The 14,613-nt window shown below is 70.9% G+C and carries 18 protein-coding genes; 11 read left to right on the top strand and 7 right to left on the bottom strand.

Features of this window, described 5'->3' with window-relative positions:
* The first annotated feature begins 42 nt into the window (after positions 1-42).
* Positions 43-777: a tetratricopeptide repeat protein gene (locus ACJ8AN_RS29415; protein ID WP_407758827.1), complete on the top strand. Its 735-nt coding sequence runs from the start codon at positions 43-45 to the stop codon at positions 775-777.
* A 355-nt stretch (positions 778-1,132) separates the two neighbouring features.
* A complete protein-coding gene (locus ACJ8AN_RS29410) occupies positions 1,133-1,555 on the top strand; it encodes a hypothetical protein (RefSeq protein WP_407758826.1) in 423 nt (140 codons plus the stop codon).
* Between the two features lie 58 nt (positions 1,556-1,613).
* Here the strand turns inward: ACJ8AN_RS29410 and ACJ8AN_RS29405 are convergent, their stop codons facing one another.
* The gene (locus ACJ8AN_RS29405; RefSeq protein ID WP_407758825.1) at positions 1,614-1,871 is read right to left on the bottom strand and encodes an SMI1/KNR4 family protein; all 258 of its coding nucleotides are present in this window, start codon (positions 1,869-1,871) and stop codon (positions 1,614-1,616) included.
* Between the two features lie 209 nt (positions 1,872-2,080).
* Between ACJ8AN_RS29405 and ACJ8AN_RS29400 the strand changes: the two genes are divergently transcribed.
* The 3 genes from ACJ8AN_RS29400 to ACJ8AN_RS29390 are packed head-to-tail and all read left to right on the top strand — an operon-like array spanning position 2,081 to position 4,458.
* Positions 2,081-3,517 (top strand): ArnT family glycosyltransferase, encoded by a 1,437-nt coding sequence (locus ACJ8AN_RS29400; protein WP_407758824.1) that lies wholly within the window; start codon positions 2,081-2,083, stop codon positions 3,515-3,517.
* 24 nt (positions 3,518-3,541) lie between these two features.
* Positions 3,542-3,994, top strand: a complete 453-nt coding sequence (locus ACJ8AN_RS29395; RefSeq protein ID WP_407758823.1) for a PaaI family thioesterase — start codon at positions 3,542-3,544, stop codon at positions 3,992-3,994.
* Positions 3,995-3,999: 5 nt separating this feature from the next.
* The gene (locus ACJ8AN_RS29390; protein WP_407758822.1) at positions 4,000-4,458 is read left to right on the top strand and encodes a PaaI family thioesterase; all 459 of its coding nucleotides are present in this window, start codon (positions 4,000-4,002) and stop codon (positions 4,456-4,458) included.
* A gap of 5 nt (positions 4,459-4,463) precedes the next feature.
* Here the strand turns inward: ACJ8AN_RS29390 and ACJ8AN_RS29385 are convergent, their stop codons facing one another.
* From ACJ8AN_RS29385 to ACJ8AN_RS29370, 4 genes are all read right to left on the bottom strand, one after another.
* Entirely contained in the window at positions 4,464-5,030 is a 567-nt protein-coding gene (locus tag ACJ8AN_RS29385) for a DUF2059 domain-containing protein (RefSeq protein WP_407758821.1), read from the bottom strand.
* A gap of 115 nt (positions 5,031-5,145) precedes the next feature.
* A complete protein-coding gene (locus tag ACJ8AN_RS29380; protein WP_407758820.1) occupies positions 5,146-6,552 on the bottom strand; it encodes a protein kinase domain-containing protein in 1,407 nt (468 codons plus the stop codon).
* Between the two features lie 54 nt (positions 6,553-6,606).
* A complete protein-coding gene (locus ACJ8AN_RS29375) occupies positions 6,607-6,948 on the bottom strand; it encodes a pilus assembly protein N-terminal domain-containing protein (RefSeq protein ID WP_407758819.1) in 342 nt (113 codons plus the stop codon).
* An 87-nt stretch (positions 6,949-7,035) separates the two neighbouring features.
* Positions 7,036-7,299 carry a hypothetical protein gene (locus tag ACJ8AN_RS29370; RefSeq protein WP_407758818.1) on the bottom strand — a complete coding sequence of 88 codons (264 nt, stop codon included), beginning with the start codon at positions 7,297-7,299 and terminating at the stop codon, positions 7,036-7,038.
* A gap of 281 nt (positions 7,300-7,580) precedes the next feature.
* On the opposite strand from ACJ8AN_RS29370, the gene ACJ8AN_RS29365 reads away from it, so the two are divergent.
* The gene (locus tag ACJ8AN_RS29365; protein ID WP_407758817.1) at positions 7,581-8,234 is read left to right on the top strand and encodes a tetratricopeptide repeat protein; all 654 of its coding nucleotides are present in this window, start codon (positions 7,581-7,583) and stop codon (positions 8,232-8,234) included.
* Between the two features lie 70 nt (positions 8,235-8,304).
* Here ACJ8AN_RS29365 and ACJ8AN_RS29360 read toward each other — a convergent pair whose 3' ends face one another.
* A complete protein-coding gene (locus tag ACJ8AN_RS29360) occupies positions 8,305-8,832 on the bottom strand; it encodes a VOC family protein (RefSeq protein WP_407758816.1) in 528 nt (175 codons plus the stop codon).
* A gap of 306 nt (positions 8,833-9,138) precedes the next feature.
* Positions 9,139-9,438 carry a hypothetical protein gene (locus ACJ8AN_RS29355; protein ID WP_407758815.1) on the bottom strand — a complete coding sequence of 100 codons (300 nt, stop codon included), beginning with the start codon at positions 9,436-9,438 and terminating at the stop codon, positions 9,139-9,141.
* A 197-nt stretch (positions 9,439-9,635) separates the two neighbouring features.
* Here ACJ8AN_RS29355 and ACJ8AN_RS29350 point away from each other — a divergent pair, with 197 nt between their 5' ends.
* From ACJ8AN_RS29350 to ACJ8AN_RS29330, 5 genes are all read left to right on the top strand, one after another.
* On the top strand, positions 9,636-10,988 hold the full coding sequence (locus ACJ8AN_RS29350; RefSeq protein WP_407758814.1) for an RtcB family protein: 1,353 nt from the start codon (positions 9,636-9,638) through the stop codon (positions 10,986-10,988).
* 137 nt (positions 10,989-11,125) lie between these two features.
* On the top strand, positions 11,126-12,034 hold the full coding sequence (locus tag ACJ8AN_RS29345; protein ID WP_407758813.1) for a TIGR02266 family protein: 909 nt from the start codon (positions 11,126-11,128) through the stop codon (positions 12,032-12,034).
* A gap of 25 nt (positions 12,035-12,059) precedes the next feature.
* Positions 12,060-12,482, top strand: coding sequence for an SRPBCC family protein (locus ACJ8AN_RS29340; RefSeq protein ID WP_407758812.1), 423 nt, complete (start codon positions 12,060-12,062; stop codon positions 12,480-12,482).
* 154 nt (positions 12,483-12,636) lie between these two features.
* Positions 12,637-13,584 carry an MBL fold metallo-hydrolase gene (locus ACJ8AN_RS29335; protein ID WP_407758811.1) on the top strand — a complete coding sequence of 316 codons (948 nt, stop codon included), beginning with the start codon at positions 12,637-12,639 and terminating at the stop codon, positions 13,582-13,584.
* A 65-nt stretch (positions 13,585-13,649) separates the two neighbouring features.
* Positions 13,650-14,603, top strand: coding sequence for an AAA family ATPase (locus ACJ8AN_RS29330; RefSeq protein WP_407758810.1), 954 nt, complete (start codon positions 13,650-13,652; stop codon positions 14,601-14,603).
* Positions 14,604-14,613: the final 10 nt, after the last annotated feature.

Genomic DNA, 14,613 nt, shown 5'->3' with positions numbered 1-14,613 from the left:
CGAGGCCTCGCGTAGGATGCGCCCCGTGACGGAAGGAAAGGGATGACGGAGCACAACGGGCGCGAGGCGTGGCCGCCAGAGCTCACCGAGCTGCTGCGCGGGGTGGACCGGCTGCGGCGCACCGGACGCTACGAGGAGGCGCTCTCGCGCATGCGCCAGCTCGTCGAGACGTACCCCCGGCAGGCGCGCGTGCTGCTGGAGATGGGACAGACGCTCGGCATCTGGGGCCGCTCGCCCGCCGAGGCCCTGCCCTGGTTCGAGCGCGTCCTGGAGATGGCCCCCGGCCATGCGACCGCGCAGCTCTACCGCGCCCTCGTGCTCGCGCAGCTCGGCCGCCACGCCGAGGCCGTCGCGGACTTCGATGCACTCGAGGCCCGGGGCCGCTACCGCCAGGCGCTCGTGCTGCACATGAAGCGCGCCGAGTCCCTCGAGGTGCTCGGCCGGCTCGCCGACGCCGAGCGCGATTGGACGCTTGCCATTGCCGAGGACCCCGGCAATCCCTGGCTGTTGCACCAGCGGGCCACCGGGCGCGGGAAGCTCGGGCGGCTGGCGGAGGCGGTGAAGGACCTCACCGACGCGCTCGCCGCTTCCGCGAAGGAAGGAGAACCGGTGGACGCGGAGCTGCTGCGCGACCGCGGCGTGCTGCGCGAGCGGATGGGTGACCTCACCGGGGCCCGCGCGGACTTCGAGGCGGGACTCTCCGCCCTGCGCCAAGGCGATCCGCCCGCGCTCGTGGAGGACTTGCGCCACAGGTGTCAGCCAGGCCCCCGGGGGTAGAGGCTCCGGCCGTGTCCATGCGCCAGGTGATGCGCGTGCCCTCGATCGCTGGCTCGGGGCATGGGCGGGTACGGCCGCGGCGACGAGAAGCCGAAGGAAGGACTGCGTGAGAATGTCTGTTACTCAAAGTGAAACAGCGTGGGGCACCTGACTCGTGGGGGAATACGCTCCAATGGACAGGCGCCTTCTCGGACAACTCGCTGACCCGCGATAAAATTGCTCATTGACCACGGGTTCATCGGGTCATCCATTCGTTCATCGTTGGTTGGGAGAATCGGCCGGAATGCCAGTGATGGCAGTTCTCATCCGACTCCGGACGGCATTCGCGCACCGGCTCTCCGAGGAGTGAACGGTCATGACGAACAAGTCGAGCCGGGTCCTAGCAACAGGTGCCTCCACTGCCGTGCTGCTGGGTGGATTGCTGATGACCGCCCCCGTGGCCTTCGCCAGTTCGCAAGGCTGCACCGGAACCAATCTGCGCACCGATCCGGCGCTGCTCTGCACGTCGGTGGAAGGCGAGAGCACGTCCGTCAAGAGCATCCAGGCGTCGATCGACATCAAGAACTACACCTGCAACGCGGACTTCAAGGTCTGGGGCACCTACGCGAGCGGCAAGAAGTACTCCGACACCGGGCACGCCAAGTGCGGTGTCGGCCGGGTCTGGGTCGATTTCAATCCGCCTGGCGAGAAGTTCAAGGACGGCACCAAGGTGTGCGGCGCGCTGGTCGAGAACGGCAAGGTCCGGCCGGAGCACGCCTGCATCGAAATCGAGAAGTGAGCGGACGCGTGCCGTGAGCCTGCGTTGAAGGATTTGGGCCAGCCCCACCTCGCCTCGCTCATCCAGCTCGTGTGGCTGGGCGTGGCCATGTACCCGTGGGTGGGGCCCGCGCTCTTCGCTGGCCCGCGAGCTGGTACCACTCGCGCAGGGCCACCGGCAGTGGGAAGCCCAGCCGCCGCTCGGCCGCGTCGAGCTCCGAGGCCGCGTACCCCTGCCCCTCCCGCAGCGGCTCGTGCCAATGCGCCACGAACCGCTTCACCAACGCCCATCGCTCCGGCGGCGCCAGCAGGAGCTCCACGAACTCATCGGTGGTCATAGGCGCACTCCGGGGAGACTCCCGGTCGCGTTTGGCGCGGACTGGTACGACCATCGGACCAGTTGCGGGAAAATCGAGCCGGGAGGGGGCTCGTCCGGGCCATCTTCCCTGCTCGAATGCCTCCAGGGGAAGGAAGCGGGCGCGGCCGGGTTCCCCGCTCGCCCCCAGGGGACAGCCCCGAGGCACTGCGGTATGAGGGCCCTGCCCCGATGTCCTCCCCCGCTCCCTCGCGCCAGCCCGGTCCCCTTGCGTGGGCCGCGCTCGTCTTCCTCGGCCTCACCAGCGCCACCTGGTGGCCCCATAGCGACCTCGGGGACTCGCAGCTCTATCAGGTCGTCTCGCGCCACATGGTCGAGGACGGCGCGTGGCTCTCCCTGCGCTACCTCCCCGACGTCCACCCGCGCTTCTTCGAGCACCTGCCCTTCGGCTTCTGGCCCTTCGCCCTCGTCATCCGCCTCTTCGGCGAGCCCGCCCTGCGCCCCCTGTGCGCGCTCTTCTCCCTGGGCACCCTGCTGCTCACCAGCGCCGTCGCCCGCCGCGCCGCCGGGACGTGGGCCGGCGCCACCGCCATGCTGGTGCTCGCCTTCCCCGATGGCTTCTTCATCCGCGGCGGCCACCCCTTCCTCGAGCCCCTCCTCCTCCTGCTCTCCACCGCCTCCGCCCTGCCCGTGTTGCTCGGCGTGCCGCGTGCTCGCGATTGGTTTGTCTGTGGGGTGCTCGCCGCTGGCGCCTGTGCCGTGAAGGGGCCCTTCGGCCTGCTGCCCTTCGCCGGTGCCACCGTGGCCCGCGCCCTCGTCGAGCGCTCCTGGAAGGTGTTTGTCATTGGCTCCCTCGTGGGCCTCGCCGCCACCGTGCCCACCGTGCTCTTCCTCGTCACCCACGCCGACTGGTGGGAGGGCTATGTGCGCCATCAGGTCCTCGCCTCCGCCTCCGGCGAGCGCACCGACGGACAGCTCTCCTGGTACCTCCCGTGGAGGACCGTCGTCAGCCGCTTCTGGCCCGGGTTGCCGCTGCTCGCCACCGGGGGGGTGCTCGCGCTCGGCCGGCCCGCTCGCGCCTTCCGCTCGCTGCTCCCCGAGGGCACTCGGGATGAGGCCGGTGTCCGCCGCTCCGCCCGCGTGCTGCTGCTCGCGAGCCTCTTCGTCCTCACCGCGCTCTGCATCCCGGGACGCAAGGTGTGGAATCACTCGCTCGTCGTCTTCCCGCTGCTGGCCATGCTCGTGGGCGTGGGCGTGGGCCCGTGGCTGGAGGCCCGGCTCGCCTCGCCCGGGCGCGCACGGAAGGCCCGGCTCGTGCTGGCGGGGCTCGCCCTGGTGGTGCTGGGGGCCTCGGCGGCGGGCGCGGGACGGCTGCTGTTTCCCCCACCGTGCCCCGCCTCGGGAGCGCTGGCGGCCCAGCTCGCGGACGTGCCTCCCGGGGCCTCCGTGCTGGTGGTGTCCCCTCGCGCCGAGTGGACCACCGTGGCCGCGTTCGCCGTGGAGCGGCGCTGGTCTCCGTGGCGCCTCACCGGGTTGGGGGCGGGACTCGCGCCTGGAGGTCCCTCGGAGGCCCGCGTGGCCTTCGTCGCGGAGGGTGCACCCGTGAATGACTCGGCGTGGCACGAGGTGGGCCGCGACGGCCGCTGGCGTCTGCTGCGCCGGCCCTGAGAAGCTGTTATCCCCCGTCTCCGCATGGCCAGCGACGACGCGTTCCCCTCCGACAAGCGGCAGATGATCGAGAACATCGATCGCTTCATGAACGACTCCGTCCCGCACAACCGCGAGCTGGGGTTGAGCGTGGTGGACGTCGGGCCGGAGGAGGCCACGCTGCGGCTGCCCTACTCGGAGAAGCTGGTGGGCAACCCCGAGACGGGCGTGCTGCACGGCGGCGCGGTGACGACGCTCATCGACGCCACGTGCGGCATCGCCGTCTTCATGAAGCTGGCGCGCCTGGCCCGCATCGCCACGTTGGATTTGCGCATCGACTACCTGCACCCCGCCACGCCCGGCGAGGAGCTGCTCGCCCGCGCCGAGTGCTACAAGCTCACGCGCGCGGTGGCCTTCGTGCGAGCGCTCGCGCACCACGGGGACCCCGGCAACCCGGTGGCCTCGGCGCAGGGCACCTTCATCATCGTGGAGGACTGAGAGCCATGCAGAGCACGCCCCCGGGCACGTCCCCCCGCGTCGCCGAGCTCCTGCGCCAGGTGCGCCAGTCCGGCGACTACCGGCTGCTGACCGACGTCATCCCCTACACGCGCTTTCTGGGCATCGGCGTGGAGAACACCACCGGCGAGGTGCTCTGCCGCATGCGCTACGCGCCCATGCTGATTGGCAACAGCTCCATCCCCGCGCTGCACGGGGGCACGCTCGGCGGGCTGATGGAGTCCGCCGCCATCTTCGAGCTGCTCCTGCGCACCCAGGAGGAGCGCGTGCCCAAAATCATCAGCATCACCGTGGACTTCCTGCGCTCGGGCAAACCTCAGGACACGCTGGCCAAGGCGAGCATCACGCGGCTCGGCCGGCGCGTGGCCAACCTGCAGGTGCAGGCCTGGCAGGAGGACCGCTCCAAGCCCATCGCCAGCGCCAGCGCCCTGTTCCTGCTGTCGTAGCGGCCCTACAGCTGCTGGCCCTCGTGGCTCGCGGGCTGGGGCCGCCGCTCGTCCTCCGCGAGCTCCCGCAGCGTCTGCTCGGCGAGCCTCACGCCCCACTTCTCGCCCACGTCCTTCGCCTCCTCCAGCACCTGGGGCTGCGCCGCGAGGAAGCGCCTGCCCGCGGGGGACTCGTGGAAGGCGATGGCCGCGTCCAGGTCCTCCTCCTGCAGGTGCTTCATGTACACCGGCACCAGCATGTCCACCATGGACTGCTCCGCGGCCACCTCGCGGAACTTCTCCATGAAGCCCTTGGGGATGTGCGGCATGTGCGCGAATTGCTCCGTCATCATGTCCAGCATCTGCTTGCCCGCGTCCTCCGCCCCCGTCAGCGCCATCAGCCGGCGCACCTTCTGCTCCTTGCGCCGCCGGGCCTCGGGTCCACTGGCCTCCGCCTTCGCCACGGGCGCCTCGGTGACGGTGGAAGCCGACGCGGCCGGAGCCGCCGTGCCCGCCCCCGAGTGCGCGCAGCCCACCGTGAACACCGCCAGAAGACACCACCGCCAGGACGCCAGGGATTGAATGGAGCGCAAGGCTCGGCCCTCCGCAACGAGAGGACTCCAACGATAGTCCCCGCTCCCACGCGCCCGTAAAGGGGGGCTCCCCACCACGCGCCCGGGAGGGCTCGGGCTTCGTCGTCCCGTCGACTCAGCGCGGGCGCACCGTCACCGTGTACGTCCGGCGGGGACCGTCCTTCATCCACAGCAGCATCGTGATGGTGCCGGGGCCCTCGGGCTCGAGGCTCAGCGTCTCGCCCCCCACCACCCGCACCTCCACCACGCCCACCGTGCCCACCGCCACGCGCCGCACCCCGGGCACCTTGATTTCGTACCGCGAGCCCATTTCGAGCGTGAGGGGCACGGCCTCGGGCATCGTCGCCGTCACCACCGGCGGCTCGCGCGTCCGCCACGTCACCACGTCCGCTCCCGCCAGCAGCAGCCCCGCCCCCACCACCACCGCCGCCACCGGGCCCCAGCGAGAACCCGGCGGCCGGCCCAGCTCCGCCAGCAGCGTGTCCATCGAGGCGAAGCGCCCCCCCGGCTCCAACGCCAGCCCCCGCTCGAGCGCCGCCTTCACCGGCCCCGGCAGCCGGACGCTCCCCGGCACCGGCACCCGCTTCCAGCGCGCCTCGCCCCTCGCCCGCGCGTCGAAGGGCCGCACGCCGTACAGCGCCTCGTGCAGCGCCACGCAGTAGCTGAACTGGTCCCCGCGCGCGTCCACCTCGCGGCCCGCGTGCTGCTCGGGGGACATGTACGCGGGCGTCCCCGGCACCACGCCCGCCCGGGTGAGCGCCTCCGCTTCCTCTCCGCGGCCTGCCTCGGCGCCTCCACTGGCTCCCGCCTCGTGCCGCACCAGCCCGAAGTCCGTCACCCGCGGCCGCCCGTCCGCTCCCACCAGCACGTTGGCCGCCTTGAAGTCCCGGTGCACCAGCCCCGCACGGTGCGCCGCCGCCAGTCCCTCGCCCGCCTGGAGGAAGAGCGCCAGTACCTCGCGCCACGGCCGCTCGCGCTCGCGCAGCCACGCCGCCAGCGTGGGGCCCTCCACCCGCTCCATCGCGAGGAAGACGGTCTCGCCTTCCGTCCCCAGCTCGAAGAGCGGCAGCACGTTGGGGTGGGACAGCCGCGCCATCGCCTGCGCCTCGCGCACCAGCCTCACCCGGCCCTCGTCCCCGCCGCCAGGGCGCAGCAGCTTGAGCGCCACCGTGCGCCCCAGCCCCGGGTCCCTCGCCGCGTACACCACGCCCATCCCGCCCTCGCCGAGCAGCCCCTCGACGACGTAGCGGCCCACCTTGTCCCCTGGCTTCAGCGCGGGGGACTCGGGGCTCATGGGCAGCGTCGGAGTGCCCGTGTCCAACCGCGTGGGCGCGCTCGAGCCGCCGGGCCCCGAGGCCTCGCCCGCCACCACCGCCACCAGCTCCCGGCACGCGGCGCATCCGTCCAGGTGCCGCTCCACCTCCGGCGTGTCCTCATGGGACAGCGCGCCGGAGGCGAAACCCGCGAGCACGTTCTCGTCCGGGCACCCGTCCGGCGCGCGGAACCGCGATTCCAGGGACATGGTGGGGGAATTGTCGCAGGCGCGCCCCGCGACGGGAAGCCACCCCACCCCGGCTCAGCCCTGGACGACGAGCTTGTATGCCTTGCGCGCTCCGTCCTTCGTCCACACCAGCAGCGTCGTCTCGCCCGGCTTGCCTCCGGTGATGTGGAGCACCGCCCCGCCCTTGCCATCGACGGCGATGTCGGCCACCTCCGGGTCCCCCACCGCGACGCGGGTGAGGTCCTTCACCGGCAGCTCCTTCTTCTCGCCCGGCTTGAGGGTGAACGTCTCCTCGGGGGCGGGGAGCCCGGCCTTCTGCCGCGCCGGAGCGGGGGCCGCCGGCTCCGCGCCCGCCTCCGCGCCAGACACCGTCACCGCCAGGACCGCGATCACCGCCCTCAGGTTCTTCATGTGCATGGGTAGCTCCTCTGTGTTTCTTCCGCCTTTTGCCCGGGTCCGCGCGGTGTTGCACGGCGGCGCGAAAAAAAGTCGCGGGCCCCTCTCTCAGCGCTGGCTGGCGAGGAGCACCGAGAGGCTCTGGTCGAGCTCCCCGGGCACGTCGCGCAGGAGGCTGTGCAGCTCGCCCGCGGACAACTGGAGGCGCTCGGCGCAGGGCCGCGCTCGGGCCGCACCCGGGGCCAGGACGCGCGGGCCTGGGCGAGCACCTGGGCGGAGCACCGTCTCCAGCGAGGGCAGCGCCGCACAGGCCCGGGCGGAGGGCCGCAGGTGGGGCACGAAGAGGCGGGCGAGCGAGGAGGCGTCGGACATGGGGGAGGGCCTGACGGGATTTACAGCCGGAGGCGGGGCTGTCCGCCTTTCTTACAGGGACCGAGAAGCCGGGCTGGGCGGGGAAGAAGGGTTTTACTCCGGCCAGGCGGAGGGAGTGGCCTCGGGGTGGCGGAAGGCGAACACGGCGAGTGATGCGGGGGAGACGGTGCGTCCACGAGAGGAGCGCCAGGGCGCGGGTGTTTCCCGGCACAGCCCATGCTTGTACCCCTGGAGGGACAGGGCTGGCGAAAGTGGTTCTCGGGGCGGCGCCGGGGGTGGTGATGGGAGTGCGGGAGCTGAAGGAACAGGCGCTGGACCTGTACACGCGGCGGAAGTTCGCCGAGTGCGCGCGCACCTACGGGAAGCTGCTCGAGCTGGAGCCGAGGGATCCGCACCTGTACGTGCGCCACGCCGAGGCGTGGAGACGGGCGGGAGACCGGAAGAAGGCGATCTGCTCGTACCGGACGGCGGCGGAGCTGCTCTTGCAACTGGGGTGCGAGGCGCGGGCGCGGGCGGCGTTGAAGGTGGCGCTGGAGCTGGATCCAAGGGACAACGAGGTGGCGAAGGCACTGGAGCGGCTGTCGCCCACGTACGCGCCCTACCGCGAGGCGGTGCACATTCCTCCGCCGGAGCCTCGGCCGCCCTCGCGAATCCCCGAGCCGCAGCGGGACATGGTGGAGCTGCACACGCGGCAGGCGAACGTGCCGGGACGTCTGGCCTTGCCTCCGGCGCCGGCCGCACCGGTGGCGCCGCAGCCCTCGCCGGCCGAGGTGCGCAGGTTGTCGGGGAACACGCTGGCGGTGAGGGCGGCGCCGGGGACGCGCTGGCTGGTGGTGTCCTCGCGCACGCCACTCACGGCCTACGAGGTGGACGACATCGAGCGGGTGATGTCGCGCGAGTTCACGCTCGAAGTGACGGTGACTCCCGAGGGCTGATCTCCCCTCGCCCGCCGGGAGAGGGACGGGGTGAGGGGAACGCGGCCCCCGGGTTGGAGCCGCGGCTGAGTTACCGGCCGCGCTTCGCCGTGGAGCCACGCTTCGCCGCGGGCTTCGCCTTGCCCACCACGCGCTTCGCCTTGGCGGCGACCTTCTTCACGGCCGTCTTCGCCTTGGCGGCGGCCTTCTTCACGGCCGTCTTCGCCGTCTTCGCGGCCTTCTTGGCCACCTTGCGCGGAGCCTGTGCGGAGCGCTTCTGGTAGCGCGGCTCATAGAGCTGGACGCGCAGGCCGCCGGGGATGCGGAAGTACGTCACCAGGCCGTAGCCGTGGTCGGCGATGTCCCCGTCGAACTCGACGCCGCGGGACTTCAGGTCGGCCACGGTACCGGGGAGGTCATCGCAGTAGAACGAGACGTCATGGCCGCCGCCGGCCTGGCCCGGATCGGTGGGGTGGATGCCGAGGTCGCCCTCGGGGAGGTCGAAGATGAGCCAGCCCTCGCCCACGTCCGAGTACGGCAGCTTCAGCTTGTCGCGCAGGAACGTGCGGGCGGCTTCCGGCTCGGACGAATAGAACAACCCATGCAGACCACGAATCATGAGACCCCTCCTCGCGCGAGATGCGCAGGGGCCGAGTCGCTAGCACGTGGCTTCTCGCGCCTTCAAGCATCCCGAGCGGCCCGTGACGCCCGAGGGTCGGCGGGGTGCTTCAACAGGACGGCGGAACGCGCCCGGCGAGGCGCATCCCGGCGAACACCCTCATGCCGCCGGAGAACGGCAGGCCCAGCCAGTGCACGAGCATGAGGAAGCGCAACACCATCCGGAGGGGCGGTGAGCAGACGCTCCGCGTCAGCGCCACGGCGGACGCGGAGGACTTCGTTCAGAGAGGACGGCGCGGCGCCCGGCTCAGAGCGTGGCCGAGTCCTGCTGCTCCTGCTCGGTGGACTCGGAGTCGGGCTCGGTGGAGAAGAGCTCCTCGAAGCTCGAGGCCTTCTTGTCGTTGGCGTCGTTGAACCAGGCCATCGACTCGCAGTGCTCGCTCTTGCGCTTGGGGTGGCAGTGGCGCACGCCATAGACATGGTGGCAGCCGCATGCGTCCACGCGCTTCTTGCCGCAGATGGACGGGTTGAACACCGGCGCCGTCTTCACCTCGACGGGTCCCGCGTTCACGGTCATGGCCACCAGCAACGCTCCGAGAATCCCCATCTCCCTACCCCCTTGAAGCTCCGCCAGTAGGAATGGGAATTCTTCAGTGAAGGGGCAACTGCGGGTGCCCAGCGCCAGACAATCCCTGCCTACCGGCCGTTGGCCGTTCGCATGCCCGTCCGCCTGCTTTGTCCGTCAGCTTCCAGAGGACGCTTCCGTCGCTGCCAGCGGTTGAATACTCCCAGGGGGAAATGGCCATGAGCTGGACGCAAAGGTTGGAGAAGGTCGCCGAGGGGCACTACGTCCTGCCGAAGACCAAGACGATGCGGGTGGATGCCCACCTGTTCCTCTCGGACAAGCTGCTGTGGGGCGAGGGCGCCGAGCTGCCCGGCCTCGAAGAGGGCGTGTTCGATCAGGTAGTCAACGCGGCCTCGTTCCCGGGGGTGACGCGGGTGGCGGTGACGCCCGACTGCCACGTGGGTTACGGCGTGCCCATCGGCACGGTGGTGGAGACGGACGGCATCCTCCTGCCCACGGCCGCGGGCTACGACATCGGCTGCGGCATGGTGCAGCTCAAGACGACGCTCACCGCCGAGGACGTGGCCGACAAGGCCAAGCGCCGCCAGTGGATCGACGAGGTGACGAAGCGGATTGCGGTGGGCGTGGGAGCCTCGCGGGCGCAGAAGCAGCGGAGCATCAACGCGCGTACGTTCGCCGAGGTGGTGCGCCACGGCGCCAAGGCCCTGGGCCGCACCGCGTCCACCACCGAGCGCGACTTCATCCCGGTGGAGGATGACCGGGTGGACATCCCCGAGCGCGCCTACGACAAGCGCGACCAGCTGGGGAGCCTCGGGGGCGGCAACCACTTCACCGAGATGCAGGTGGACGAGGACGGGCGCGTGTGGGTGATGCTGCACACGGGCAGCCGCGGCTTCGGGTGGAACATCGCCAAGCACTACTTCCTCGAGGGCGCGGCGGAGCTGGGGCTGGGCAAGCGCAGCGAGGACTTCATCTGGCTGGACGCGGAGAGCCGGCTGGGGCGCGAGTACTGGAACCTGCACAACATGGCGGCCAACTTCGCGGTGGCCAACCGGCTCATCATCGGCGAGGCGGTGTGCGCGGCGCTCGAGGAGGTGTTCGGCGGGACGGCGGACATCTACTACGAGATTTCGCACAACCTCATCCAGAAGGAGGCGGGCAAGTTCGTGGCGCGCAAGGGCGCGACGCGGGCCTTCCCGGGCGGGCACCCCGCGCTGCGCAAGACGCAGTGGGAGAAGACGGGGCACCCCATCCTCATCCCGGGCTCGATGGAGACGGGCAGCGCCATCCTCTTCGCGCAAGAGGGGGCCGAGGCGTCCATCTACTCGGTGAACCACGGCGCGGGGCGCAGGCTGTCGCGCGGCGAGGCGCGGCGGGTGCTCAACCAGTCGGAGACGGACCGGCGCATGAGCGAGGCCGGCATCCTGCTCAACACGCGCACCACCCCGCTGGACGAGTCGGGGCCCTGCTACAAGAACCTCGACGACGTGCTCGACACGGTGGAGATGGCGGGCCTGGCCAAGGTGGACAAGCGCCTCAAGCCCATCGCCTGCATCAAGGGCGCGGACTGAGCCCTCCTCTCCCTCGCCCTCCGGGAGAGGGTCGGGGTGAGGGTACTGGGAGTCCGGCCGTGTGCCCGGGGAGCCCGGCTGTGTGGGCCTTCCCCACTCGTCGGCCCCTGGGGAGCGCGCTAGAGTGGGCGGCCGAGATGAACGCGCCGTCCCCCTCCCCGTCCCATCCGCCCTCCCGAGAGACCGAGCTCACGCGCGCCGAGGCCGAGCAGGCCAGCCAGGAGGCTCGGCTCGCGGAGCAGCTGCAGCGCGCGGCCGCGGAGTCCGAGTCGCTCTCGCACCGGCTGCGGGAGCTGCGGCAGCAGGTGGCGCGGGTGCCCGCCGAGCGCCGGAGTGACGAGCACGTGCGCGGAGCGGCGGCGCGGCTCGAGTCGGCCTCGGGGAACACGGGCGCCACGGAGGAGGCCCGGGAGCGGGCGCTGGCGGCGCGTCACGAGGCCTTGGAAACCCGGCGCCAGGCCGCGCAAGAGGCCCAGGCGGCCCTGCAGCAGCTGCAGCAGCTCAACACGCGGGCGCAGCAGGAGCTGAGCGAGGCGGAAGCGGGACTGAAGCGCTCGGCGGAGGCGGCGGCCAGGGCGCAGCGCGAGCGCGAGGCAGCCGAGCGAGCGGCCCGGTCGCAGCAGGCGCGGCCGAGGCAGCCGGCCCCGGAGCGTCCGGGAGCGAGGGCGCAGCAGGAGAACCTCACCCTTCCGGAGCCGAGCCCCCTGGGGGCGCGGGCCTCGCGCGTGCGGATGCAGGCGAGCGTCCACCGGAGCAGCGACTCGAACTTCTACACGGGCTTCGCGACGGACATTGGCGAGGGCGGCCTCTTCGTGGCGACGGTGCAGACGGTGCCGCGCGGGACGAGCGTGGACCTGGACGTGACGCTGCCGGGAGGGCGGCCGATGAAGGTGTCCGGGGTGGTGCACTGGACGCGCGAGGTGAACGACAAGACGCCCGAGCTGATGCCGGGGCTCGGGGTGAAGTTCACGCACCTGCCGCCGGAGGTGGCCTCGGCCATCTCGGACTTCGTGGCCACGCGCGAGCCGCTGTTCTTCCCGGACTGACGGCCGGGCCCCAGGAGAGCATCACATGAAAGAGTACAAGGCCAGCACGACCATTCAGGCGTCCCCCGAGCGAATCTGGGCGGTGCTCACCGATGGGGGCTCGTGGCCCCAGTGGGACCCGTCCTGCGACAAGATTGAAGGCCGCATCGCGCCGGGCGAGAAGCTCAAGGCCTTCACGAAGCTCAGCCCGGGCCGCGCCTTCCCGGTGAAGGTGACGGAGTTCGTGCCGAACCAGAAGATGACCTGGACGGGGGGCATGCCGCTGGGGCTCTTCAAGGGCGTGCGCACGTTCACGCTGGCGCCCCAGGGCAACGGCGTCGAGTTCACGCTGCACGAGGTGTTCAGCGGGCCGATGCTCGCGCTGATCGGCGGCTCCATCCCCGACATGACCAGCGCCTTCCAGGGCTTCGTCGCGGGACTGAAGAGCCGCGCGGAGAAGCCGGGCTGAGTCACGGGGCCCCCGCGGCCCTCACGGCCGTCCGGAGAGCCGCCGTCCGGCCGAGCGCCTCCAGACCCCCGGCCCCTGGCCCACCCCGTGTCCACACCCCACCTTTTGCGGCGAACGAGGCCCCGGGCTCCGCCGGGGGAAAGGGAGCAGGGGGATGCGTGTCCACCATTTGAATTGCGTGACGATGTGCCCACCGGGTGGCCCGCTGATGGATGGGCGCAGCCATCTCAAGGGAACGCCGGCGGCGCTGGTGTGCCACTGCCTGCTGCTGGAGACGGACCAGGGGCTGGTGCTGGTGGACTCGGGCTTCGGGCTCGAGGACGTGCGCAACCCGAGGCCGCGCCTCAGCCCCTTCTTCCTGGACTACCTGTGCCGGCCGCAGCTGCACGAGGAGATGACGGCGGTGCGGCAGATAGAGCGCCTGGGCTTCAAGCCCGAGGACGTGCGGCACATCGTGCTGACGCACCTGGACTTCGACCATGCGGGGGGCCTCGACGACTTCCCGACGGCGCGGGTGCACGTGATGGCGGCGGAGGCCGAGGCGGCGGTGGCGCAGGCGACCTGGCTGGACAAGCGCCGCTTCCGTCCGAGGCAGTGGAGCACGCAGCCGCACTGGGTGACGTACGCGATGCCGCGCGGGGGCGAGCGCTGGTTCGGCTTCGAGTGCGTGAGGGAGCTCGAGGGGCTGCCGCCGGAGATTCTGCTGGTGCCGCTGGTGGGGCACACGCTGGGGCACGCGGGCGTGGCCATCCAGCAGGCCAACGGCTGGCTGCTGCACGCCGGAGACGCGTACTTCTACCACGAGGAGATGAACCCCGAGCACCCGCGGTGCACGCCGGGGCTGTGGGCCTACCAGGAGCTGATGCAGAAGGACGGGCGGCTGCGCCGGCTCAACCAGGAGCGGCTGCGCGAGCTGGTGCGCCGGCACGACCGGGACGTCACCGTCTTCTGCGCGCACGACCCCGTGGAGTTCGAGCGCCTGGAGCAAGACGAGCGCGCCCACGAGCCGCACGCGCTGCGCGGGCTGGGCTCGCTGGAGGCGCAGGAGCCCGGGCGGAACGAGCCGCCCCTGCCCCCGATTCCGCCCATGCCGACGGTGTGAGGCCCGTGCGACACGGCCACGTGAAGCCCGGAGCCCCGAGGCTCCGAGACTGTTAAGGTGTGCCCGTGATTCGCAAGGTGCACTTCAAGAACTTCCGCTGCCTGCGGGACATGGAGCTGACGCTCGAGCCCCTGACGGTGCTCGTGGGTCCCAACTCGTCCGGAAAGACGACGGTGTTGGACGGGCTGCAAGCCTACGGGCGCAGCGTCCTAGCGCCCTCTGACTTCTGGCAGCAGGACACCTCACAAACCGTCTCCATCGATTGGGATTACGACACGGACAACGATCCCCTGAAACTCAAGGCCGGCCCACACGCCGTATCTGATAGGGGATTTCCATTTAGCCGTTCCACCTACGCCAATCGTCACCCGTATCAAACACTCGCCTTCGATCTGACAGCTCTCCGTCAGCAAAACACGCTGGAACTCGCGCAAAGACTCACGCGCAGCGGACACAATCTCACCAACGTCTTCGCGTCCCTCTCACGCCAACAGCAAGCCGCTGTCGCCCGGGAACTGTGCCGGCTCGTTCCGATGTTCAGCGATGTGGACCTCCAGCCCACTTCCGCAGGACAGCACCGGCTTCGCTTCCAGGATCGCTGGAAGCCCGACCTCTGGCTCACACCCGACCAGGTCTCCGATGGCACGATGCTGCTGCTGGCCTTCATCGTGCTCCAGCACCAGAACCCCCAGGTGGACCTCATCACCATCGAGGAGCCCGAGCGGGCCCTGCACCCCTATCTCCTCGATGAGCTCATCCAGATGCTGCGCAAGATGACCACCGGTGAGATTGGTAAAACGCCCGTCCAGGTCGTCCTCGCCACCCACTCCGCCGAGCTGCTCGACTACGTGCGCCCCGAGGAGGTCCGCTTCCTCACCCGCTCGCAGGAGGATGGCTCCGTCCAGGTGAACCAGGCCCCCGCCGATACCACCAACTGGCGGCGCGTCTACGAGGAGTACAACCAGTCCCTCGGAAGCATCTGGCTCTCCGGCGGCATGGGCGGCGTCCCCGGGGCCTGAGCATGTTCCG

Source organism: Archangium sp. (assembly GCF_045802675.1).
Classification (GTDB): Bacteria; Myxococcota; Myxococcia; order Myxococcales; family Myxococcaceae; genus Archangium.
The sequence above is the reverse complement of the archived record's forward strand: the minus strand, read 5'-3'. Positions and strand labels throughout refer to the sequence as shown.

Coding starts and splice junctions, on each gene's coding strand:
- ACJ8AN_RS29415 (WP_407758827.1), top strand. CDS start 43: ATGACGGAGCACAACGGGCGCGAGGCGTGGCCGCCAGAGCTCACCGAG.
- ACJ8AN_RS29410 (WP_407758826.1), top strand. CDS start 1,133: ATGACGAACAAGTCGAGCCGGGTCCTAGCAACAGGTGCCTCCACTGCC.
- ACJ8AN_RS29405 (WP_407758825.1), bottom strand. CDS start 1,871: ATGACCACCGATGAGTTCGTGGAGCTCCTGCTGGCGCCGCCGGAGCGA.
- ACJ8AN_RS29400 (WP_407758824.1), top strand. CDS start 2,081: ATGTCCTCCCCCGCTCCCTCGCGCCAGCCCGGTCCCCTTGCGTGGGCC.
- ACJ8AN_RS29395 (WP_407758823.1), top strand. CDS start 3,542: ATGGCCAGCGACGACGCGTTCCCCTCCGACAAGCGGCAGATGATCGAG.
- ACJ8AN_RS29390 (WP_407758822.1), top strand. CDS start 4,000: ATGCAGAGCACGCCCCCGGGCACGTCCCCCCGCGTCGCCGAGCTCCTG.
- ACJ8AN_RS29380 (WP_407758820.1), bottom strand. CDS start 6,552: ATGTCCCTGGAATCGCGGTTCCGCGCGCCGGACGGGTGCCCGGACGAG.
- ACJ8AN_RS29375 (WP_407758819.1), bottom strand. CDS start 6,948: ATGCACATGAAGAACCTGAGGGCGGTGATCGCGGTCCTGGCGGTGACG.
- ACJ8AN_RS29370 (WP_407758818.1), bottom strand. CDS start 7,299: ATGTCCGACGCCTCCTCGCTCGCCCGCCTCTTCGTGCCCCACCTGCGG.
- ACJ8AN_RS29365 (WP_407758817.1), top strand. CDS start 7,581: ATGGGAGTGCGGGAGCTGAAGGAACAGGCGCTGGACCTGTACACGCGG.
- ACJ8AN_RS29360 (WP_407758816.1), bottom strand. CDS start 8,832: ATGATTCGTGGTCTGCATGGGTTGTTCTATTCGTCCGAGCCGGAAGCC.
- ACJ8AN_RS29355 (WP_407758815.1), bottom strand. CDS start 9,438: ATGGGGATTCTCGGAGCGTTGCTGGTGGCCATGACCGTGAACGCGGGA.
- ACJ8AN_RS29350 (WP_407758814.1), top strand. CDS start 9,636: ATGAGCTGGACGCAAAGGTTGGAGAAGGTCGCCGAGGGGCACTACGTC.
- ACJ8AN_RS29345 (WP_407758813.1), top strand. CDS start 11,126: ATGAACGCGCCGTCCCCCTCCCCGTCCCATCCGCCCTCCCGAGAGACC.
- ACJ8AN_RS29340 (WP_407758812.1), top strand. CDS start 12,060: ATGAAAGAGTACAAGGCCAGCACGACCATTCAGGCGTCCCCCGAGCGA.
- ACJ8AN_RS29335 (WP_407758811.1), top strand. CDS start 12,637: ATGCGTGTCCACCATTTGAATTGCGTGACGATGTGCCCACCGGGTGGC.